This is a genomic window from Streptomyces sp. NPDC049954, assembly GCF_040656295.1.
Lineage (GTDB): Bacteria > Actinomycetota > Actinomycetes > Streptomycetales > Streptomycetaceae > Streptomyces.
Genome location: NZ_JBFALS010000005.1, coordinates 45,274 through 67,685, shown reverse-complemented (window position 1 = coordinate 67,685; position 22,412 = coordinate 45,274). Strand labels below are relative to the sequence as shown.

16 protein-coding genes and 1 riboswitch are annotated in these 22,412 nt (G+C 75.0%); of the genes, 5 read left to right on the top strand and 11 right to left on the bottom strand.

Features of this window, described 5'->3' with window-relative positions:
* Window position 1 precedes the first annotated feature (1 nt).
* On the bottom strand, window positions 2-1,288 hold the full coding sequence (gene cbiE / locus AB0J21_RS12280; RefSeq protein ID WP_363145821.1) for a precorrin-6y C5,15-methyltransferase (decarboxylating) subunit CbiE: 1,287 nt from the start codon (window positions 1,286-1,288) through the stop codon (window positions 2-4).
* Window positions 1,285-2,112 (bottom strand): precorrin-4 C(11)-methyltransferase, encoded by an 828-nt coding sequence (gene cobM, locus AB0J21_RS12275; RefSeq protein ID WP_363145820.1) that lies wholly within the window; start codon window positions 2,110-2,112, stop codon window positions 1,285-1,287. The genes cbiE and cobM overlap by 4 nt, the downstream gene beginning before the upstream one ends.
* A gap of 154 nt (window positions 2,113-2,266) precedes the next feature.
* Between cobM and AB0J21_RS12270 the strand changes: the two genes are divergently transcribed.
* Complete coding sequence (locus AB0J21_RS12270) at window positions 2,267-2,995, top strand: ZIP family metal transporter (protein WP_363145819.1); 729 nt, start codon at window positions 2,267-2,269, stop codon at window positions 2,993-2,995.
* Between the two features lie 38 nt (window positions 2,996-3,033).
* Here AB0J21_RS12270 and cobI read toward each other — a convergent pair whose 3' ends face one another.
* The 9 genes from cobI to AB0J21_RS12225 all read right to left on the bottom strand — a co-directional run bounded on the left by cobI (window position 3,034) and on the right by AB0J21_RS12225 (window position 16,182).
* Window positions 3,034-3,780 carry a precorrin-2 C(20)-methyltransferase gene (gene cobI, locus AB0J21_RS12265; RefSeq protein WP_363145818.1) on the bottom strand — a complete coding sequence of 249 codons (747 nt, stop codon included), beginning with the start codon at window positions 3,778-3,780 and terminating at the stop codon, window positions 3,034-3,036.
* Window positions 3,777-5,132 (bottom strand): cobyrinate a,c-diamide synthase, encoded by a 1,356-nt coding sequence (locus AB0J21_RS12260; protein WP_363146227.1) that lies wholly within the window; start codon window positions 5,130-5,132, stop codon window positions 3,777-3,779. The genes cobI and AB0J21_RS12260 overlap by 4 nt, the downstream gene beginning before the upstream one ends.
* 77 nt (window positions 5,133-5,209) lie before the next feature.
* A complete protein-coding gene (gene cobO, locus AB0J21_RS12255) occupies window positions 5,210-5,809 on the bottom strand; it encodes a cob(I)yrinic acid a,c-diamide adenosyltransferase (protein WP_363145817.1) in 600 nt (199 codons plus the stop codon).
* Complete coding sequence (locus tag AB0J21_RS12250; RefSeq protein ID WP_363145816.1) at window positions 5,810-7,891, bottom strand: putative cobaltochelatase; 2,082 nt, start codon at window positions 7,889-7,891, stop codon at window positions 5,810-5,812.
* On the bottom strand, window positions 7,891-11,574 hold the full coding sequence (cobN, locus tag AB0J21_RS12245) for a cobaltochelatase subunit CobN (RefSeq protein WP_363145815.1): 3,684 nt from the start codon (window positions 11,572-11,574) through the stop codon (window positions 7,891-7,893). Before cobN ends, AB0J21_RS12250 begins: the two co-directional genes overlap by 1 nt.
* Before the next feature lie 59 nt (window positions 11,575-11,633).
* Entirely contained in the window at window positions 11,634-13,175 is a 1,542-nt protein-coding gene (locus AB0J21_RS12240; protein WP_363145814.1) for a cobyric acid synthase, read from the bottom strand.
* Window positions 13,172-14,125 carry a cobalamin biosynthesis protein gene (locus AB0J21_RS12235; RefSeq protein ID WP_363145813.1) on the bottom strand — a complete coding sequence of 318 codons (954 nt, stop codon included), beginning with the start codon at window positions 14,123-14,125 and terminating at the stop codon, window positions 13,172-13,174. Before AB0J21_RS12235 ends, AB0J21_RS12240 begins: the two co-directional genes overlap by 4 nt.
* A 114-nt stretch (window positions 14,126-14,239) precedes the next feature.
* Window positions 14,240-14,384: riboswitch (cobalamin riboswitch) on the bottom strand.
* A gap of 192 nt (window positions 14,385-14,576) precedes the next feature.
* Window positions 14,577-14,849 (bottom strand): hypothetical protein, encoded by a 273-nt coding sequence (locus AB0J21_RS12230; protein ID WP_363145812.1) that lies wholly within the window; start codon window positions 14,847-14,849, stop codon window positions 14,577-14,579.
* A 37-nt stretch (window positions 14,850-14,886) separates the two neighbouring features.
* On the bottom strand, window positions 14,887-16,182 hold the full coding sequence (locus AB0J21_RS12225; RefSeq protein WP_363145811.1) for an inorganic phosphate transporter: 1,296 nt from the start codon (window positions 16,180-16,182) through the stop codon (window positions 14,887-14,889).
* A gap of 334 nt (window positions 16,183-16,516) precedes the next feature.
* Here AB0J21_RS12225 and AB0J21_RS12220 point away from each other — a divergent pair, with 334 nt between their 5' ends.
* The 4 genes from AB0J21_RS12220 to abc-f all read left to right on the top strand — a co-directional run bounded on the left by AB0J21_RS12220 (window position 16,517) and on the right by abc-f (window position 22,107).
* A complete protein-coding gene (locus AB0J21_RS12220) occupies window positions 16,517-17,275 on the top strand; it encodes a class II aldolase/adducin family protein (protein WP_363145810.1) in 759 nt (252 codons plus the stop codon).
* A gap of 258 nt (window positions 17,276-17,533) precedes the next feature.
* On the top strand, window positions 17,534-18,661 hold the full coding sequence (locus tag AB0J21_RS12215) for an alpha/beta hydrolase (RefSeq protein ID WP_363146226.1): 1,128 nt from the start codon (window positions 17,534-17,536) through the stop codon (window positions 18,659-18,661).
* A gap of 167 nt (window positions 18,662-18,828) precedes the next feature.
* Window positions 18,829-20,271 (top strand): hypothetical protein, encoded by a 1,443-nt coding sequence (locus AB0J21_RS12210; RefSeq protein WP_363145809.1) that lies wholly within the window; start codon window positions 18,829-18,831, stop codon window positions 20,269-20,271.
* 237 nt (window positions 20,272-20,508) lie between these two features.
* On the top strand, window positions 20,509-22,107 hold the full coding sequence (abc-f, locus tag AB0J21_RS12205; protein ID WP_363145808.1) for a ribosomal protection-like ABC-F family protein: 1,599 nt from the start codon (window positions 20,509-20,511) through the stop codon (window positions 22,105-22,107).
* Window positions 22,108-22,412 lie beyond the last annotated feature (305 nt).

The following is a 22,412-nucleotide window of genomic DNA, read 5'->3' as shown; positions in this document are numbered from 1 at the left end:
GTCACAGGGTCACTCCTTCTCGTTCTGCGTTCTGCGTTTTTTCCGTCCGGGCCGCGTCCCCGTCCGCGGCCCGCTCGCCCCACAGCAGGAACACCGGGTTGCCGGCCGCGAGCCGCGTCACCCCGCCCGGCAGCGGGGCCAGCCGCGAAGACTGGAGCTGCACCCCCTCCACCGCGTAACCGGCCCGCGCGAGCGCGAGCCGGGCGGCGGGCACCCTCTCCAGCGCCGCCATCGCCACGACCACCGTGCGCGGCCCGCGCCGCGCGCAGGCCCGCAAAATCTCCGGCAGCTGTGCCCCGCCGCCGCCCACGAACACCGCGTCCGGGTCCGGCAGTCCGGCCAGCGCGGCCGGTGCCGCCCCGTGCACGGCGAGCAGGCCGACCCCGTGCGCGGCCGCGTTGCGACGCACCAGCGCCACCCCGTCCGCCGACTTCTCGACGGCCACGGCGGCGGCGCCCAGCCGCGCGCACTCCACGGCGACCGAGCCCGAACCGGCGCCCACGTCCCACACCAGGTCGCCGGGGCGCGGTGCGAGCCGGGCCAGCGCGAGCGCCCGCACCTCGAACTTCGTGATCATCGAGGCGCGGTGCCCGAACTCCTCCTCGGGCAGCGCCCACGGCCCGCTCCCCGCGCCCGGACCGCCCGCGACCGTCGACACCGGCCCCGGCTCCAGCGCCGACGGGGCCAGGCACAGCACGACGCTCACCGCGTCCCACTCCCGCCCGGCCGCCTGCGCGGGCGTCAGCCGCTCGACCCGCTCCCGCTCCGGATCGCCCAGCGCGCTCGCCACCACCAGGGTCCGCTCCGGCCAGCCGAGCAGGGCCGCGCCCAGTTCGGCGGGGCCCGCCCCCGGACCGGTCAGCACCGCCGTCTTCGCCCCCGCCCGGCACAGGTTGACCGCCGTGCGCAGCGCCCTGCCGTGCGCGCTCACCACCACCGCGTCCTCCCACGGCAGCCCCACCCGGGCGAAGGCCGCGGCGACCGAGGACACCCCGGGCCGTACGTCGAGCGCCGCGCGCCCGAACCGCTCGGCGAGCACCCGCACGACGCCGAAGAAGCCCGGGTCGCCCGAGGCCAGGACGAGCGCGTCGGCGCCGCCCGCCACATGGGCGGCCAGCGTGTCCAGCGCCGGGGCCAGCGGCCCCAGCACGATCCGCTCCGCCTCCGAAGACAGCCCCGCCGCCTCCAGGTGCCGGGCCGCGCCCACCACGAGCGAGGCGGCCGCGAGCCGGGCCCGCACGTCCGGATCGAACGGCGCCCCCGTGCCCGTACCCACCACGGTGATCACGGCGTACCGCCCTCCGCGCGCGCCGCCCGCAGCGCGCGCCGCGCCTCGGGGTCCGCGCGCCGGAAACCGTGGAAGTGACCCGGGTGGTACAGGTGCGAACGGGTGCCGCTCGCGTCGAGCGCCGGGCCCACCAGGAACAGCGTGTGCTTCCACAGCCGGTGCTCCTTGACGGTCTCCTCCAGTGTCCCGATCGTGCAGCGCACGAGCAGCTCCTCGGGCCAGGTCGCCTGGTACGCGACGACGACCGGGGTGGACGTCGGGTAGCCGCCCTCCAGCAGCTCCTTCACGAGCTGACCGGAACGGGCCGCCGACAGGAACAGCGCCATCGTCGTGCCGTGCCGCGCGAACTCCCGCACCTCCTCGCCCGGCGGCATCGGCGTCTTCCCGCCGCCCAGCCGGGTCAGGATCACCGACTGCGCGACCTCCGGGATCGTCAGCTCCCGCTGCGCGAGCGCCGCGACCGCCGAGAACGAGGACACGCCCGGCACGATCTCCACCTCGACGCCCAGCTCCGCACACCGGTCGACCTGCTCCTGCGTACCGCCCCACAGCGCCGGATCGCCCGAGTGCACCCGCGCCACCCGCAGGCCCTCGGCCGCCGCCCGCTCGTACACGGCGACCACGTCCTCCAGCGACAGCGCCGCCGAGTCCAGGATCTCGGCGCCCTCGCGGGCGTGCTCCAGGACCTCGGCCTGCACGAGACTCGCCGCCCAGATCACGACATCGGCCTCGGCGATGGCCCGCGCGGCGCGGAACGTCAGCAGATCGGCGGCGCCGGGGCCTGCGCCGACGAAGGTCACCTTGCCGGTGGGGGCAGCGGCCATGGGAATCGGGGTCCTCACTCTTGACTCTTGACGGGAACTCGTAGGGGTGTAACGGGGGACTTGCGCGTCGCGTCCGGGGGACGTCCGTGCGCGGCTGGGGTGACATCACCCGGAAGGAAGTGCGCCGCGCCCCTCAGTCGGCTAGCAAGGAGGCATGGTCGTGCTCGTCGCGCTGGGCTCCTTCGTGATGACGCTGGTCGGCGGCTGGGCCGCCCACCACGTCACCGACCGGCGCCACCTCGTCCTCGGCTTCGCCGGGGGCCTCATGCTCGGCGTCGTCGGCCTCGACCTGCTGCCCGAGGCCGTCGAGGGCGCCGGGCAGAAGGTGTGGGGCGTGCCCGCCGCGCTCCTGCTGTTCGTGGCCGGCTTCCTCACCGCCCACGTCGTGGAACGGCTGCTCGCCCTGCGCCAGGCCGCGCACGGCGCCCAGGACCCCGGACAGGCGCCCCAGGTCGGGATCGGCGCCGCCTGCGCGATGGTCGGGCACAGCGTCGCCGACGGCGTCGCGATCGGCGCCTCGTTCCAGGTGGACAGCGCGATGGGCTTCACCGTCGCGCTCGCCGTGATCAGCCACGACTTCGCCGACGGCTTCAACACGTACACGATCACCCGGGCCTACGGGAACGCGCGCCGCAAGGCCCTCGCGATGCTCGGCGCGGACGCGGTGGCGCCCGTGGCCGGGGCCGCCTCGACGCTGCTGTTCACCATTCCGGGCCAAGCGCTCGCCTGCTATCTCGGCTTCTTCGGCGGCGTCCTGCTGTACATCGCCGCCGCCGAGATCCTGCCCGAGGCCAGCCACAGCCACCCCGCCCGCTCGACACTGCTGTGCACCATCGCGGGCGTCGCCCTCATGTGGCTCGTGATCGGCGCGGCCGGCGAGTGAGGCGCGGGCGCGGCGGGAGGCGGCCGGGGCGGCGGCGCTCACAGTTTCTCCCCGCGTCCGCCCGTCCGGCGGGCCGGGGCGATGAGCGTCGACAGATACGGCAGCGGCTCCCCGGACAGTTCGGCGGCCGGCCGGATCGACTCCCCGTCCAGTCCCAGCGAGGACCCCCACACGGCGCCCTCAAGACGGCCCGTCTCCCGCAGTGCGCCCGCCACCTCACCCGCGAGCCGCCCGAACTTGTACGCCACGACCGTGCCCGGACCCTCCAGGGCCTCCTTCAGCACCGCCGAACCCGCCGTCACCGGCACCAGCGTGAGCGGCTCCGTGCCCTCGGCGAGCACCGCCCCGGACCGCGCCGCGAGGTCCTGCATCGCCGTGATGCCCGGCACCGTCGCGACCTCCGTGTCCGGCAGCGCCCGCCGCACGGTCTGCGCGAGGTAGTGGAAGGTCGAGTACACGTTGGGGTCGCCGATCGTCGCGAAGGCCACCGGGCCCCGCTCCCGCAGCAGGCCCACGACCCGCTCGCCCGCCGCGTCCCAGGCCGCCTCGCGGCGCGCCCGGTCGGCGCGCTCGTTGAGCGCGAACACGACCCGCACGACCCGCTCGGCCGGCACGTGGTGCAGCACCGTCGCCTCGGCGCGGCCCGGCTCCCCGAGGTCCCGGCCGTCCGGCCCCGCCATCACGGGCACCACGACGACCGCCGCCTCCCGCAGCTCGCGCACCCCCTTCACCGTCAGCAGCTCGGGATCGCCGGGACCGACCCCGACACCGACCAGCCTGCTCATACCGCACCCCTCTCCGCCGGCCACCGCCGCGCGCTCTCGACCAGCCGCCGGGCCGACCCCGGCAGCCCCGCCGGATGCGTGTGCACATAACTCGCGTGCACCCCGTCCCGTACGAAGCCCTCGACCCGCGCCGACGGCTGCCGCAGCCCCCAGGCCGGCGACTCGCCCGCCCCCGGGTCCAGCACCGTGCGGTGGAACTCGTGGCCCCGCACCCGCGTGCCCGCCACGGCGAGCACACTGTCCGACACCGCGACCGCCTCGCGGTAGCCCAGCGTCAGCCGCTCCGTCATCCGCGCCTGCGCCTCCAGCACCCCGCACATCGGGGCCCCGTCCAGCGAACGCGCGAGGTACAGCAGCCCCGCGCACTCCGCCGCGACCGGCGCCCCGGCCCGCGCCAGCCGCGCCACGCTCGCGCGCAGCGGCGCGTTCGCGGACAGCTCGGGCGCGTACACCTCGGGGAAACCGCCGCCGATCACGAGCGCCCGTGTCCCCTCGGGCAGCGCCTCGTCGCGCAGCGGGTCCACGGTCACGACCTCGGCGCCCGCCGCCGTCAGCGCCTCCGCCTGCTCGGCGTACGAGAAGGTGAACGCGGGCCCGCCGGCGACCGCGACGACCGGCCGGGGACCGGCCACCGGTTGCGCGCCCTCCGGCCGCCACGGCGCGACACTCTGCCGCGGCGCCGACCGGGCGAGCCGCAGCAGCGCGTCCAGGTCGCAGCCCGCCCGTACGTGCCCGGCGAGCGCCGCGACCGCCTCCAGCGCCTCGGCCCGCCGCTCCGCCGCCGGGACCAGACCCAGGTGCCGGGACGGCGTGAACAGCTCAGCGGTCCTGCGCAGCACCCCGAGTACCGGCACCCCCGACTCGTCGAGCGCGGCGCGCAGCAACTCCTCGTGCCGGTCCGAGCCGACCTTGTTGAGGATCACCCCGCCGATCCGCACCTCCGGGTCGAAGGACGCGAAACCGTGCACGAGCGCCGCCACCGAACGGGACTGCGCGGAGGCGTCCACGACGAGGACGACCGGCGCGCCCAGCACCTTCGCGGCCTGCGCCGTCGAGGCCAGTTCGCCCTGGCCCGCCGCCCCGTCGTACAGCCCCATCACACCCTCGACCACGGCGAGGTCCGCCCCGGCCGCCGCGTGCGCGCACAGCGGGGCGAGCGCCTCGGTGCCGCACAGGTACGCGTCGAGATTGCGGCCCGGCCGCCCGGTCGCGAGCGCGTGGTAGCCGGGGTCGATGTAGTCCGGGCCCACCTTGTGCGGGGACACGGACAGGCCCGCCGCCGCGAACGCCGCCATCAGCCCCGTCGCGACCGTGGTCTTCCCGCTGCCGGAGGACGGAGCGGCGACCACCAGACGCGGCGGGAGGAGGACGGGAGCGGCGGACGGCGCGGCCGGGTGCGAGGCGGGCGGCGCGGCCGGGTGCGAGGCGGTCACCACTCGATGCCCCGCTGGCCCTTCTGCCCCGCGTCCATCGGGTGCTTGACCTTCGTCATCTCCGTCACGAGATCGGCCGCCTCCAGCAGCTCCTGCGGCGCGTTGCGCCCGGTGATCACGACGTGCTGGTTGCCCGGCCGCTCCCGCAGGACCTCGACCACCTCGGCGGTGTCCACCCAGCCCCAGTGCATCGGGTACGAGAACTCGTCGAGCACGTACAGCCGGTGCGTCTGCGCGGCCAGGTCCCGCTTGACCTGCTCCCAGCCCTCGCGGGCCGCCTCCTCGTTGGAGAACTGCCGGTCGCGCTGGACCCAGGACCAGCCCTCGCCCATCTTGTGCCACGCGACGGCGCCGCCCTCGCCGGAGGCGCCCAGCACCTTGAGCGCGTTCTCCTCGCCCACCTTCCACTTCGCGGACTTGACGAACTGGAACACCCCGATCGGCCAGCCCTGGTTCCACGCTCGCAGCGCGAGACCGAAGGCCGCCGTCGACTTCCCCTTGCCGACGCCCGTGTGCACGACGAGCAGCGGACGGTTGCGGCGCTGCCGGGTCGTGAGCCCGTCGTCCGGCACCACGGCCGGTTTTCCCTGCGGCACTTAAGCGGCCCTCCTCGGGCCCCGCGGGCCCTGTACTTCCCTCACGAGCCCGGCGATGGAATCCGCCCGCAACTCGTCCAACGTCACTGCCGTACCGTCCAGTTCACGCGCGAGCGCCCCGGCGAGCCCGAGCCGCACCGGCCCCGACTCGCAGTCCACGACCACCGAGGCGACCCCTTCGGCCGCGTGCAGTCGCGCGGCGCGAGAGCCCAACGCGACCGGGTCAGGCCCGCCCGTCGCCCGCCCATCGGTCACCACCACGAGCAGCGCGCGCCGCGAGGCGTCCCGCAGCCGCTCCACGCGCAGCACCTCGTGCGCCTTCAGCAGACCGGCCGCGAGCGGCGTACGGCCCCCGGTCGGCAGGCTCTCCAGCCGGGCCGCCGCCGCGTCCACCGAGGACGTGGGCGGCAGCGCGAGCGTCGCCTCGCGGCCCCGGAAGGTCACCAGGCCCACCTTGTCGCGCCGCTGATAGGCGTCGAGCAGCAGCGAGAGCACCGCTCCCTTCACGGCGCTCATCCGCTGCCTGGCCGCCATCGAACCCGAGGCGTCCACGACGAACAGCACGAGATTGCCCTCACGGCCCTCCCGCGTCGCCTGCCGCAGATCGTCCCGGCGCACGATCAGCCCGGTGCCGCTGCGGCCCCGCGCCCGCTGGTGCGGCGCGGCGGCCCGGACGGTCGCCGCGAGGTGCAGCTTCCCGAGGGCCCCGCCGCGCGGACGGCGCGCACCGGTCGTCCGCCCGTGCTCGGTACGCGCCCGGGACCTGCGCCCCGCCGCCCCCTGGCCGAGACCGGGAACGCTCAGCGTCTTCGTACGGAAGGGCTCCGAGGCGCGGGCGGCGGGCTGGTCAGCCGCGCCCGCCGATCCTTTTCCCTCGGCGTCCTGGGAGGGCTCGGGGGCGGCCGGAGCCGAGGCGCCGGACTCCTCGCCCGGGGACTCGCCCGGCTCCGCGTCCGGCCCCTGCCCCTGCGGCGGCACCCCGCCCCCGCCGTCGCCCTCCGGACCGCCGGGCCCGTCCGGGTCGGGTTCGGGCTCCTGGTCCTGGCCGGCCGACTGCTCCAGCGCCTCGTCGAGCTTGTCCTCGTCCAGCCCCGGCGCGTCGAAGGGGTTGCGGCGCCTGCGGTGCGGCAGCGCGAGCAGCGCGGCCTGCCGCACGTCCTCCGCCATGACGTCCTCGCGCCCGTCCCACGCGGCGAGCGCCGTCGCGGTGCGCGCCATCACGATGTCCGCGCGCATCCCGTCCACCTCGAAGGCCGCGCAGGTCGCGGCGATCTGGCGCAGCGCCGCGTCCCCGAGCCGCACGTGCGGCAGCAGCGCGCGGGCCGCGACGATCCTGGACCGCAGCGCGTTCTCCTGTGCGGCGAAACGCGCCGCGAAACCGGCCGGGTCGTCCTCGTACGCCATGCGCCGCTTGACGACCTCGACACGCTGGTCCGTCTCACGGGACGCGGCGACCTCCACGGTCAGCCCGAAACGGTCGAGCAACTGCGGGCGCAGCTCGCCCTCCTCGGGGTTCATCGTGCCCACGAGGAGGAACCGCGAGGCGTGCCGTACGGAGACGCCCTCGCGCTCGACGTACGAGGCGCCCATCGCGGCGGCGTCCAGCAGCAGGTCGACGAGGTGGTCGTGCAGCAGGTTGACCTCGTCGACGTACAGGACGCCCCGGTGCGCGTCCGCGAGCAGCCCCGGCTCGAAGGCCTTCACGCCCTCCGACAGGGCCCGCTCGATGTCGAGGGCGCCCACCAGACGGTCCTCGGAGGCGCCGACGGGCAGCTCCACCATGCGGGCCTTACGGGCGAGCCGCGCCCCCGCCTCGTGCGGGCCGTCCGGGCAGTGCGGGTCGGGCGCCGCCGGATCGCAGGAGAACCGGCAGCCCGGGACCACGGGCACCTCCGGCATGAGCGCCGAAAGAGCGCGCACCGCCGTGGACTTGGCGGTGCCCTTCTCGCCGCGCACCAGCACCCCGCCGACCCGCGAGGAGACCGCGTTGAGCAGCAGGGCCAGGCGCAGGTCGTCCTGGCCCACCACCGCCGTGAACGGGAAATGCGCCGTCGTCGTCCCGGCGCCCGCTGGGCTGGTCATCACGCGTCACCTTCACCTTCGAGTTCACCTTCGAGTTCGCCTTCGAGCTGCAAGTACGTCTCCCGCAACCGGTCCAGGGTCGCCTGGTCCGGCTCCGCCCACAGCCCCCGCTCCGCCGCCTCCAGCAGGCGCTCCGTGATGCCGCGCAGCGCCCAGGGGTTCGACTTCTTCATGAACTCCTGGTTCTCCGGGTCGAAGACGTACTCGGCGGACAACTTCTCGTACATCCAGTCGTCCACCACCCCCGCCGTCGCGTCGTAGCCGAAGAGGTAGTCCACCGTGGCCGCCATCTCGAAGGCGCCCTTGTAGCCGTGCCGCCGCATCGCCGCCATCCAGCGCGGGTTGACGACCCGGGCGCGGAACACCCGGTGCGTCTCCTCGCCCAGCGTGCGTGTCTTCACCTGGTCCGGGGTCGCGCTGTCCCCGACGTACGCCTCGGGGGACTCGCCCGTCAGGTGCCGCACCATCGCGACCATGCCGCCGTGGTACTGGAAGTAGTCGTCGGCGTCCACGAGGTCGTGCTCGCGGGTGTCCACGTTCTTCGCCGCGACCGAGATGCGCCGGAACGCCGTCTCCATGTCCCCGCGCGCCGCCCGGCCGTCCAGGCCCCGCCCGTACGCGTAGCCGCCCCACACCGCGTACACCTCGGCGAGGTCGGCGTCGGTGCGCCAGTTGCGGGCGTCGATCAGCGGCAGCAGACCGGCCCCGTACGCGCCCGGCTTCGAGCCGAAGACCCGGGCCGTCGCGCGCCGCCGGTCGCCGTGGACGGCGGTGTCCTCGTCGGCGTGCGCCCGTACGTAGTTGACCTCGGGGCCCTCGTCCAGTTCGGCGACCGCGCGCACCGCGTCGTCGATGAGACCCACGACGTGCGGGAAGGCGTCCCGGAAGAAGCCCGAGATGCGCACCGTCACGTCGATCCGCGGCCGGCCCAGCTCCTCGGCGGGCACGATCTCGAAACCCGTGACGCGGCGCGAGGCGTCGTCCCACACCGGGCGGCAGCCCAGCAGCGCCAGGATCTCCGCGATGTCGTCGCCCTGGGTGCGCATCGCCGAGGTGCCCCACACGGTCAGGCCCACCGACTTCGGGTACGCGCCGGTGTCCGTGAGGTAGCGGGCGATCAGCGAGTGAGCGAGGGACTGCCCGACCTCCCAGGACAGGCGCGAGGGGATCGCCTTCGGGTCGACGGAGTAGAAGTTGCGGCCCGTCGGCAGGACGTTGACCAGTCCGCGCGTCGGCGAACCCGAGGGCCCCGCCGGTACGAAGCCGCCGCGCAGCGCGCGCAGGATGTGGTCGATCTCGTCCGTGGTGCGCGCCAGCCTCGGCACGACCTCCTCGCACGCGAAGCCCAGCACCGCCACCGCGTCCGGCAGTTCGGCGCCCAGCACCTCGGCGACCAGCGGCCGGACGGCCGACAGCTCCCAGCCGCGCTCCTCCATGCCCTGCGCGAAACGCCGGCACACCTGCTCCAGCAGGTCGATCGCGTCGGCGCCGGTGCGGGCGGGACCCTCGACCAGGGCGCTCAGCCCGGCCGGGACCTTCACGGCGGCGCCCGGCTCGGCAAGCAACTCCTTCTCCACCAGCCCGAAGTGCTCGGCCAGGGCGGCCCGCAGCCCCGGCAGGGCGTTGGCCTGACCGCCCCACACCTGCGAGGCCCGCAGCACCGCGAGGACGAGGTTGACGCGCGCCTCGCCGACCGGGCCGCCGCCCAGGATGTGCAGCCCGTCGCGGATCTGCACGTCCTTGATCTCGCACAGGTAGCCGTCGACGTGCATCACGAACTCGTCGAAGTCCTCGTCGTCCGGCTGCTCTTCGAGGTGCAGGTCGTGGTGCAGCTCGGCCGCCTTGATGAGCGTCCAGATCTGCGCGCGCACCGCCGGGGCCTTGGCCGGGTCCAGGTCGGACACCAACGCGTACTCGTCCAGGAGCTGTTCGAGCTTCGCGAGGTCGCCGTAGGTGTCGGCGCGCGCCATCGGCGGCACCAGATGGTCCACGACCGTCGCGTGCCCGCGCCGCTTCGCCTGCGTCCCCTCGCCCGGGTCGTTGACGATGAACGGGTAGACCAGCGGCAGTTCCCCGAGCACCGCGTCGGGCGCGCAGCCCGCGCTCAGCCCCAGGCCCTTGCCGGGCAGCCACTCCATCGTGCCGTGCTTGCCCATGTGCACGACGGCGTCCGCGCCGAAGCCGCCCTCGGACGGCTGCGCCTCCAGCCAGCGGTACGCGGCCAGGTAGTGGTGCGAGGGCGGCATGTCCGGATCGTGGTAGATCGCGATGGGGTTCTCACCGAAACCGCGCGGCGGCTGGATCATCACGACGACGTTCCCGAACTGGAGCGAGGCCAGCACGATGTCGTCCCCGTCGACGTAGAGGGAGCCGGGCGGCTCGCCCCACGCCTCCAGCATCCCGTCCCGCAGCTCCGCGTCCAGCCGGTCGAACCAGGCCCGGTAGTCGGCGAGCGGCACCCGGGCGGGCGCGGCGGCCAACTGCTCCTCGGTCAGCCACTCCACGTCGTGCCCGCCGGCCGCGATCAGCCGGTGGATCAGCTCGTCCCCGTTGTCGGGGTGCCCGTCCACGCCGTAGCCCGCCTCGCGCAGCGCGTCGAGGACCCGCACCGCCGAGGCCGGGGTGTCCAGGCCCACCGCGTTGCCGACCCGCGAGTGCTTCGTCGGGTACGCCGTGAAGACCAGGCCGAGCTTCTTCTCGGCGTTCGGCTTGTGCGTGAGCGCCGCGTGCCGGTACGCGATCCCCGCGACCCGCGCCGCGCGCTCGGGGTCCGCCACGTACACGGGCACCTCGTCGGGGCCCTGCTCCTTGAAGGAGAACGGGACCGACACGATCCGCCCGTCGAACTCGGGGATCGCGACCTGCATCGCCGCGTCCATCGGGCTGAGCGCCGCGTCCGAGGCGAGCCAGGTCGCGCGCGAGGAGGTGAGACACAGGCCCTGGATCACCGGGATGTCGAGAGTGGCCAGCTCCCCGATGTCCCACGCCTCCTCGTCGCCCCCGGCGCTCGCCTCCGAGGCGTGCGCGCCGCCCGCCGCGAGCACCGTCGCGACCAGCGTGTCGGCGTGGGCGAGCAGCGCGTACAGCTCCGGGTCGGCGCCGCGCAGCGAACCGCAGTACACCGGGAGGGCGTTGGCTCCGCGCTCCTCGATCGCCGCGCACAGCGTGTCCACGAAACCCGTGTTGCCCGACAGCTCGTGCGCCCGGTAGAAGAGCACCCCGACCGTGGGCCGGCCCTCGACGTGCGCGTACGCCCCGTGCACGCCGTACGCGGGCATCGCACGCGGCCCGGTGAAGCCCTCGCCGGTGAACAGCACCGTGTCCGAGAGGAAGCGCGCGAGTTCCGCGAGGTTCTCCGGACCGCCCTCCACGAGATAGCGCAGCGCCTCGGCGACGACCCCGGCGGGCACCGAGGACTCGGCCATCAGCTCGGCGTCCGGCACCGCCTCCCCGCCCAGCAGCACCGTCGGCACCCCGGACGCCTTGAGCACGGCGAGCCCGTCCTCCCAGGCGCGCTTCCCGCCCAGCAGCCGTACGACCGCGAGGTCCGCGCCCGCGAGCAGCGCGGGCAGCTCCTCGGCCGGGTCGACCCGCGCGGGGTTGCCGATCCGGTAGGACGCCCCGCAGGCCCGCGCGGCGAGCAGGTCCGTGTCGGCGGTGGACAACAGCAGCACAGTGGGCACGGCGTCCTCAACTCCCTTGTCGTGTACGTGATGCCAGGTCGGTGTTCCTCGTACGCCGCTCATCCGTGGGCTCCGGGCGGCCCGGGAGCCGGTGCGGGCGCTCCCGGCGGCACGAAGGGCAGCCCCGGGGGCGCCCCCTTCTCGATCAGCCGCAGCAGCGCGTCCGTGTCGGCGTGCTCCTCGATCAGGTCGCCCAGCAGGTCGAGCTGTTCCTCGCGCAACCGGCCGAAGGAGGTGTCGGGAGCGGGCACGAAGCGCCGCCCCGCCGCCCGCGCGGTCTCACGCAGGAAGGCGCGCCGGAACCCGTCGCTCTCCAGCGAACCGTGCCAGTGCGTACCCCACACCGAGCCGGCCCGGCAGCCGTCGAGGAAGGGCTCGCCGCCGTGCACCTCGGCGAGGCCGTGGTGGATCTCGTAGCCCTCGACGCGCTCGCCGAGCGCGCTGCCCGAGGGCCTCGCGAGGGTCTTCTCGCGCGCGAAGCGCACCCGCACCGGCAGCAGCCCGAGCCCCTCGACCGTCCCGGCCCGCGATTCCACCTCGTCCTCGATCACCTCGCCGAGCAGCTGGAAACCGCCGCAGATCCCGAGCACCGGACGGCCCGCCGCGGCCCGCCGGGACAGCTCCGCCGCGAGACCCCGCGCCCGAAGCCAGCGCAGCGCGCCGACCGTGCCGCGGGTACCGGGGACGACCACGAGGTCGGCGTCCGCCAGCTCCTGCGGACGGTCCACGAAGCGCACGACGACGCCCGGTTCGGCCGCGAGCGCGTCGACGTCCGTGAAGTTCGACATGAGCGGCACCGCGCACACCGCGACCCGCAGCACGTCCTGCCCGTACGGCTCGCTCACCGCCGACTCGCGCACCGCCCCGCGCAGCGACACCGCGAGCCCGTCCTCCTCGTCGATGCCCAGTCCGTGCCGGAACGGCAGCACCCCGTAGGTACGGCGCCCCGTCAGCTGCTCCAGCATCACGAGGCCCGGCTCCAGGAGCGAGACGTCGCCCCGGAACTTGTTGACGAGGTAGCCCGCGATCAGCTCCTGGTCCTCGGGGCTCAGCAGCGCCGTCGTCCCGAAGAACGAGGCGAACACCCCGCCCCGGTCGATGTCGCCCACGACCAGGACCGGCAGCCGCGCGGCGCGCGCGACCCCCATGTTGACGAGATCGGTGCGGCGCAGGTTGATCTCGGCCGGACTGCCCGCGCCCTCGCAGATCACCGCGTCGTACCGCGCGCGCAACTGCTCCAGACAGTCCACGACCGTGCCGAGCAGCGTCTCCTGGCGGCCCCCGTGGTAGTCCCGCGCGCTCAGCTCGCCGACCGGGCGGCCCAGCAGCACGACCTGGCTGGTGCGGTCGCCGCCCGGCTTGAGCAGCACCGGGTTCATGAGCGCGCTCGGCTCGACGCGGGCGGCCTGCGCCTGCATGGCCTGCGCCCGGCCGATCTCCGCGCCCTCCCGAGTCACGTACGAGTTGAGGGACATGTTCTGCCCCTTGAACGGCGCGACCCGCACGCCCTGACGTACCAGCCACCGGCAGATCCCGGCGGTCACGACGCTCTTGCCCGCGTCCGAGGTGGTCCCCGCGACCAGCAGCCCGCCGCCCCTCACAGTGACCTCCCGCGCCGCAGCGCCGCCCAGCCGGTACGCGCCGCGGCGCAGGCCGCCAGGGACAGCCAGGTGACCCGCCGCGACAGCCGTACGGCGCGCTCGATGTCGGCGACCGCGACCGGCCGCCCCCTCCCGTTCAGCACCGGCCGGTGCTCGACCCGCCCGCCGTACGCGAGGGTCCCGCCCAGCCGCACGCCGAGCGCCCCCGCGAACGCGGCCTCCACCGGGCCCGCGTTGGGGCTCGGGTGGCGGTGCGCGTCCTCGCGTACGGCGGTGAGCGCGGCGCGCGGCCGGCCGCCCGACAAGGCCGCGAGGCCCGCCGTCAGCCGCGCCCCCGGCCAGCCGACGACATCGTCAAGACGCGCCGCCGACCAGCCGAAACGGCGGTGGCGCGGGGAGCGGTGACCCACCATCGCGTCCAGCGTGTTGACCGCGCGGAAACCCAGCAGCCCCGGCACCCCGGCCGCCGCGCCCCACACCAGGGCGCCGACCACGGCGTCGGAGGTGTTCTCGGCGACGGACTCCACGACGGCGCGCGCGATCCCGTCCGCGTCGAGGGACCGCGGATCGCGTCCGCACAGGTGCGGCAGGCGCGCCCGCGCCCTCTCCACCTCGCCGGCCGCGAGAGCGGCACCGATCGCGCGGGCCTCCCGGCCCAGCGAGGTGCCGCCCACGACGGCCCAGGTCGCGGCGGCGGTCAGGGCGAAGGAGACGGCGGGACAGTGGCGTACGGAGCGCGCGGCGAGCGCCCCGAGGGCGGTCGCACCTCCGGCGCACAGCGCGGTGTGGACGGCTCCGGCGCCCCGGTGGTCGCGCCACAGGACCCGCTCCGCGGCCGAGGCCGCACGCCCGAACAGCGCGACCGGATGGCCGCGCCGGGGATCACCGAGGAGCAGGTCGCCGAGCAGACCGGCGGTGGCGCCGGCCGTGAGAACACGTTCGGCACGCATGGCGTCAGTCCGCCGTCACACCTCGTGCGGTGGACGGGAGACGGAAGGCTCCGGGCGGAGCGGGACGGCGGCTGCCGAACATGCGGGTGTCCTCACTCAGGGTCCGCGCCCTGGTTCGAAGGAGTCCGGCAGCGAGAGTTCCTGACTCACGAAGAGACGTGCTCTGCGCTCACAGTGGCGGGACCGCGCCGGATTCGCACCGGGCTTCCTCTGCTGCTGCCGAAGGGGCCCCGGCAGTCCACCACGCCCGGAGAACACCCGTCAACTGTCACTTGACGTCAAAATCGGACATGTGCCGAGACCCACACCGCCTCCGACCTGCGCCGCAGCGAAACGGCGCCGGGGTGCGGCGACGGGGTGCGGCGCCGGGACCGCGGACGCCGGAGGGGCGGACGGCCCGCACGGCCGCCCGCCCCTCCCTCGCCCTCCGCGCCGAGGGCTCGTGCCTGGCTCAGGCGACGATGACGTAGATCCCGTACGCGACGGCCGCCAGGCACAGCGCGAAGCACGCGAAGGCACCGGTGCGCAGGAGAGCCGGCGCGCCACCGCCCGTCCCGCCCGCGGGCGCCGCCGCGGCGGGAGCCGTGCCGGTGGCCGTCGCGCGCCTGGTCTGCGAGGCGCGCGAGAGGCCCGCGATGCCGAGCGCGAACGCGCCCACCAGCGCCACGGTGATCCCGAGGCTCACGCCGAAGACGGAACCGAGCGCGGCCCAGTCGATGTTCATGTGCGAGGTCCTTTCTGGCCGGTCCGCCGAAGCGGGCTCAGGCCGCGCCCGATCCGGCGCGCTCGGTGGGGCGGTCGGCGAGCGGGACGGGGGCGTCGATGGTCGCGGTCAGGGTGTCGGGGGCCCCGGCCGCCGTCGGCTGCACCGGGACGCTCAGGGCGCCGGCCGGCGGCGGGGTCACGGCGGCCACGGCCTGGGTGACCACCCCGGAGGTCCCGGCGGCGGCAGCGGGGGTTCCCGCGCCCACGTCGTGGTGGCTGACCGGCTTGCGGCGCGACAGCATCCAGATGTAGCCGCCGGCCGCGATCAGCAGGGCCGCGGTCAGCGCGACCCCCCAGGCGCCCTGGCGGGTCAGGAACTCCGCGCCCGCGCCGACGACGGCGGCGGCCGGCAGGGTCAGCACCCAGGCGACGGCCATCCGGCTCGCGGTCGACCAGCGGACCACGCCGCCCTTGCGGCCGAGGCCCGCGCCCATCACGGAGCCCGAGCACGCCTGCGTCGTCGAGAGGGAGAAGCCGAGGTGCGAGGAGGCGAGGATGACGGTCGCCGCGCCGGTCTGCGAGGCGAAGCCCTGGGGCGGGGCCAGGTCGGTGAGCCCGGTGCCCATGGTGCGGATGATGCGCCAGCCGCCCAGGTACGTACCGAGCGCGATGGCGCAGCCCGCGGAGAGGATGACCCACAGCGGCGGGTTCGACCCGGGCTTGAGGACGTCACCGGTCACGAGGGCCAGCGTGATGATGCCCATGGTCTTCTGCGCGTCGTTGGTGCCGTGCGCGAGCGAGACCAGTCCGGCCGAGGCGATCTGCCCGGCCCGGTAGCCCTTGCGGCCGGTCTCCTCGTCCACGCCGCGCGTGATCCGGTACGTGAGCCGGGTCGCGAGGAACGAGGCGAGACCGGCGACCAGCGGGGCGGCCAGCGCCGGAATGATGATCTTGGTGACGACGGTGCCGCCGTTGACGGTGGAGAACCCGGCCGAGGCGACAGCGGCCCCGATGAGCCCGCCGAACAGCGCGTGCGAGGAACTGGAGGGAAGCCCCAGCAGCCAGGTCACGAGGTTCCACAGGATGGCGCCCACCAGCGCCGCGAAGATCACTTCTGTCTTGAGTCCCTGCTCATTGACGATCCCGCCGGAGATCGTTCTGGCCACCTCCACGGAGAGGAAGGCGCCGACGAGATTGAGGGCCGCGGACATGCCCACGGCCGTCTTGGGTTTGAGGGCGCCGGTCGAGATGGTGGTGGCCATCGCGTTGGCGGTGTCGTGGAAACCGTTCGTGAAGTCGAACACGAGAGCGGTGACGATCACGATCCCGAGGAGAAGCGTGATGTGTTCCATTTACCCGGGCTTCTGCTGGACGTCAATGTCACGTTGAACGTAAGCAGTCCGAGTGAACGGAAGATGAACTGGGGCGGGCGCTGTGGTGACCCGAAGTGCGGTGTGGCCGCCGGGGGATGGATTTCCGGGCCGCCCGGCCCCGGAATGCCGGGTTCCGGCGCTTCCGTTCGTCCGGGCGGACGGCCCCGGCGAGTGACCTTTGTCGCGCCGCCGGGAGCGGGCCGGCGGTGTGCCGATCGGTGAGTCGATCGTGGGGAGAACGGACGAAACGGGCCTCTGGTGCGGGAGCCGGGGCGGCATCGGCCGCTCGGGCGTCCGCTGGCAGGATGCGCGCATGACGCGACGACAGGAGCAGGACCGACGGCCGCACGAGGGCGGCGGGCGGCCACCCGGGGAAGGCGGCCGGCGGGACGGGCACCCGGCCGGACCGGAGGTGCGGGAGGCGGCCTGGTCCGCGCTGGTGGACACCGCCCGCAGGACCGTCGCCGACGGACTCGTCGTCGGCACCTCGGGCAACGTCTCGGTCCGCGTCGACGACCCCGAGCTGGGCGACCTCGTGCTGATCACCCCGACCGGCGTCCCCTACGACCGGCTGCGCCCGGAGGACGCGGTCGGCGTCGACCTGGCGGGACGGCAGCGGCTGGGCACCCTGCGGCCCACGAGCGAGCTGCCGATGCACCTCGCCGTGTACCGCCACACCCCGGCCCGCGCCCTCGTGCACACCCACGCCGTGCACGCCACGGCGGTGTCCACGCTCGTCACCGAACTGCCCGCCGTCCACTACATGACCGCCGCCCTCGGCGGTCCGGTGCGCGTCGCCCCGTACGCCCTGTACGGCAGCGAGGAACTCGCCGGCCACCTGCTGCACGCCCTGCGCGGGCGCACCGCCTGCCTGCTGGGCAACCACGGCACCGCCGCGTACGGCGACACCCTCGACCAGGCGTACGAGCGCACCGCGCAACTGGAGTGGATGTGCCGCGTCTGGCTCACGGCGGCGGCCGTCCCCGGCCACACCCCGCACCTGCTCGACGCGGCGCGGCTCGCCGAGGCCGCCGCCAAGTTCGCGGGATACGGGCAGCCGGACGCGCGCTGAGCGCGGCCGGGGCGGTACGCGGCTCCCGCGCGGGGAAGGCGTACCGGGAGGGGACACCCCTCCCCGTGCCCGCGCCGCCCCGCCCCGAGAGGAACGCCCGCGATGACAGCCACACCCTTCAGGCAGCGCACGCCCCGCCGCGCCACGACCCGGACGACGCGACGGCGGCTGAGCGCCCTGATCCGGGAGGCCCACCGGCTGTCACCCGCGCAGAAGCGTCCGCTGGCCGCCCCGGGCCGGGGGCCGGACACTGGAGCGGTGCGCACCGCAAAAGCAACCGCGGCGGCTCTGACCGCCCTGCTCGGAGCCGGCGCGGCGGCCGTGGCCGCCGGGCGGCTGGCCGGCGACGCGGCCCTCAAGGCGCCCCCCGGCCGGCCGCTGCCCACCGAACCCCGGCTCACCGTCCACTCCGCGGCCGCCGACCGCATCACCCTGACCCGGGCCCTCGCCTCCCGGCGCCCCGGCGTCTACGGACTCGGCGGGGACGGCTCGCACGCGATCCTCGGCCCCGTCGTCGACGGGGAGCCGCACCAGGCCGACACCGTCGTACGCGAACTGCGCCGCGTCACCCACGGCACCTTCAGCCCCGGGGACCGCGTGTGGCTGACCCCTCAGGTGCACATCGGGGACCCGCACAGCGCCCTCGGACTCGACCACCAGGACATCGAGATCCCCGGCGAACTCGGCGCCCTGCCCGCCTGGTACCTGCCCGGCGGGCGCCGCACCTGGGTCATCACCGTGCACGGCCTCGGCACGACGCGCGAGCACCCCATGGTCCTCATGGACTTCCTGCACCGGCAGAAACTCCCCGTGCTCGACCTCGCCTACCGCGGCGACCTCGGCGCGCCCCCGGCCCCCGACGGCCTCGGGCACTTCGGCGAGAGCGAATGGCGCGACCTGGACGCCGCGATCCGCTTCGCCGTGCGCAACGGCGCCCAGCACGTCGTCCTGATCGGCTGGTCCACCGGCGCCGCCATGGCCCTGCGGGCCGCCGCGCGTTCCGGGCTGCGCGACCGGATCGCCGGTCTCGTCCTCGACTCGCCGGTCCTGAGCTGGCAGTCCGCGCTCGGCTCCCTCGCCCGCGCCCGGCACACCCCCGGCGCCCTGCTGCCGCTCGCGGTCCGCGCCGCCGAGGGCCGCACCGGACTGCCGCCCGAGACCGTGGACCGGGCCGCCGACCCGCGCGCCCTGCGGGTCCCGGTGCTCGCCGTGCACGGCCCCGACGACGCGATCGCCCCCTACCGGCTCACCCGCGCCTTCGCCGAGGCCCGCCCCGACCTCGTCACCCTGCACACCGTCGACCAGGCCCCGCACGGCGCGATGTGGAACCGCGACCCGGTCCGGTACGAGGAGAAACTGCGCCGCTTCCTCACCCCCCTGATGTGAGCGGGCGGTCCGCTCCCGAACCCCACGGAGGCCGTCGCCCGCCCCGGAACGAAGGGGCGGCGACCGGTCCTCCGGCAGGCCGCCGGGGCCCCGTGACGGGGCCCGTTCCCACCGGTGAGTGAGGTTCCGTTTGGGCTTTCGGGCCGTCAGCGGGGAGACTGCCCTCCGTGACGTCCCGTATCCCGCGCGACTCCAGGCTCCGACTCGTAGGCCGCCCCCTCGCGGCCCCCGCCCGCACGGTCGCGGAACGGCGCCCGCGCCGTCCCGCTCCCCGGCCACCCGAGGGCACCCCGCCGCCCTCCGAGCTGGCCCGCACCGCGCGTGCCGTGCTCGCGGGGGCCGCGACCGTCGCCCGCTGGGCCGACCGCGAACGGCGCCCCGCGCCCGGCAGGTTGCGCGCCGCCCGGCAGCCCGCCCCCGACGCGCCCGCCCGCCCGCGCGGCGGCGAGCACACCCTGCCCGAGGCCGCGGTCGAGGAGGCGGCGGCCGCGCTCGGCCTCGCCCCGGCCCAGGTACGCGTCGACTGGGACGCCGCCCGGCTCGCCGGACTCGTCGAGGTGCACGGCGGCATCGCCCGGCCCGGCTGGCGGCTGCGCGCCTGGGAACACGACGACACCGCCGTCCTGCGCGGCTGGGTCGCCCTGTTCGACGCGTGGTCCCTCGTGCACCCCGAGGGCGCCGAGGCGGGGGAGCGGCCCGCCGACCCGGCCGCCGTCGCCGAGGTCGTCGAGGCCATGCCGCAGCTCCTCTCCGTGCTCCAGCTCTCGGCGGGCACCGTGCCGCGCGAACAGCTCCTGGACCTCCTGGAGCAGCGCGTCGAGGAACTGCGCTCCGAACGCTGCGAGATCCCGGCCGCGGGCGCCCCCGCGTCCGAACCGGCCGAGGAACCGCCCCTGTCCGTCCTGCTCGACTGGGCCCTGATCCGCCTCGCCGCGGTCGGCGCGCTCACCGTCTCCGAGGACGAGATCACCCTCACCTCGCTCGGCAGCTGGGCGGTGTGGGTCAAGCTGGAGCAGATCTGCGTGGCCGCGCAGTCCCCGGCCGGCAACATCGAGCAGTCCGCGCAGGACATGCTGCGCGGCTGCGCCCGGCTGCGGCCCGGGGACGCCCGCGCCGAGTACCGCGCCTGGCTCGCCGCCCGCACCGTCGGCAGCGCCGTCCAGGAACTCCTCGACGCCGCACGCGGGGACGACGCCCTGCTGCGCGGACTCGCCTTCGAGGCGCTGCGCGTGGTCGGCGCCCCCGCGGAGCCCGGCGTGCGCGCCGTCGCCGGCGAACTGCCGCTGCGGCCCTACGCGCTGCTGTGGCTGGCCGAACAGGAGGGCACCGACGCCGAGGACGCGCACGCCGTCCTCACCCGCGAGGAGTCCACCTGGCTGTGGATCGACACCGCCGCGGCCGTCAGCGACCACGGCGACACCGACCTCCTGGTGCGCCACCTCGACGCCGCCGTCCAGCCCACCGTGCCCGTGCTGCTGGACGAGGTCCGCTCCGTCGAGCACCCGCGCACCGTGCAGGTCCTGCTCGCGCTGGCCTCCGCGCACCCCGACCCCGCGCTCGCGAAGGCGGTGCGCCGGGCCGCCTTCCAGGTGCACACCGGGGGCGCCTGAGCCGCACGGCCCGCGCCACCCGGGCCCCGGGGAGCCGGGTCGTGCTCCCCGGGGGGCGGGCCGGGCAGACCGCTTGCCCTCCCCCGTTAGACTGACGTCATGGCCTTTCTCCTTGTGCACTAGCCGGCGTCGACCCGACGCCGGCGCGCTGTCCGTCCGGCCGCCCCACGCCGGGACCGCGCGCCGTGCGCCGCACCCGAGCCCGCCCTTCCGTCCCAACCGCCCTGGAGACCGTCCGTGATCACCGCCACCGGCATCGAGCTGCGCGCCGGCGCCCGCATCCTCATCGAGAACGCCAGCTTCCGCGTCGCCAAGGGCGACCGGATCGGCCTCGTCGGCCGCAACGGCGCGGGGAAGACCACGCTCACCAAGTGCCTGGCCGGCGAGGGCATCCCCGCGGCCGGCACCATCACCCGCTCCGGCGAGGTGGGCTACCTCCCGCAGGACCCGCGCACCGGCGACCTCGACGTGCTCGCCCGCGACCGGGTCCTGTCCGCGCGCGGCCTCGACGTCCTGCTGCAGAAGATGCGGGAGAACGAGGAGCGCATGGCCAACGGCAAGGGCGCCACCCGCGACAAGGCCATGCGCAAGTACGAGCGCCTGGAGACGGAGTTCCTCACCAAGGGCGGATACGCCGCCGAGGCCGAGGCCGCGACCATCGCCGCCGCACTCAACCTCCCCGACCGGGTGCTCGGCCAGCCGCTGCACACCCTCTCGGGCGGTCAGCGCCGCCGTATCGAGCTGGCCCGCATCCTCTTCTCCGACGCGGACACCCTGCTGCTCGACGAGCCCACCAACCACCTCGACGCGGACTCGATCGTCTGGCTGCGCGACTACCTGAAGTCCTACCGGGGCGGGTTCATCGTCATCTCCCACGACGTGGAGCTGGTCGAGACGGTCGTCAACAAGGTCTTCTACCTGGACGCCAACCGCTCCCGCATCGACGCCTACAACATGGGCTGGAAGCTGTACCAGCAGCAGCGCGAGGCCGACGAGAAGCGCCGCAAGCGCGAGCGGCAGAACGCCGAGAAGAAGGCGTCCGCCCTGAACGCGCAGGCCGACAAGATGCGCGCCAAGGCCACCAAGACGGTCGCTGCGCAGAACATGGCCCGCCGCGCCGAGCGGCTGCTGTCCGGCCTGGAGGAGGTGCGCCAGTCCGACAAGGTCGCCAAGCTGCGCTTCCCCGAGCCCTCGCCGTGCGGGAAGACCCCGCTCACCGCCGAGGGGCTGTCCAAGTCCTACGGCTCGCTGGAGATCTTCACCGACGTCGACCTCGCGATCGACAAGGGCTCCCGCGTCGTCATCCTCGGCCTCAACGGCGCCGGGAAGACGACCCTGCTGCGCCTGCTCGCGGGCGTCGAGACGCCGGACACCGGCGAGGTCGTCGAGGGCCACGGGCTCAAGCTCGGCTACTACGCGCAGGAGCACGAGACCCTCGACCCGGAGCGCACCGTCCTGGAGAACATGCGCTCGGCCGCCCCCGACCTCGACCTCGTCGAGGTCCGCAAGACGCTCGGCTCCTTCCTGTTCTCCGGCGACGACGTCGACAAGCCCGCCGGAGTGCTCTCCGGCGGCGAGAAGACCCGGCTGGCGCTCGCCACCCTCGTCGTGTCCTCGGCCAACGTCCTCCTCCTGGACGAACCGACCAACAACCTCGACCCGGCCAGCCGCGAGGAGATCCTCGGCGCGCTGCACACCTACAAGGGCGCCGTCGTCCTGGTCACCCACGACGAGGGCGCCGTCGAGGCCCTCCAGCCGGAGCGCATCATCATGCTGCCCGACGGTGTCGAGGACCTGTGGGGCGCGGACTACCGCGACCTGGTCTCGCTCGCCTGACCGCCGCCCGCGTCCGCCGGAGGCCCGGCGGGTCCCGGCGGGTCCCGGCGGCCGGTCACCGAGGGCGCCGGTCACCGTGCCGGCCAGCCGCGGTGATCACCCGCGAGTAGATCATTCGGCTCATCGGTGATCCTTCATCTGGGTGAGAAGCCCTCGTACCGTCGTGTGTCCCGAAAGGATTCGGGGCCTCTTCTGCGGGTACCTCCTCCTTTACAGCGTCCACCGCGCTGACCTGCCCCTTCTGCGAGGAATCGGTGCGGCGCTCGCCGAGAAGATCACCGGAACGGGTTGTTCCGTTCGTGATC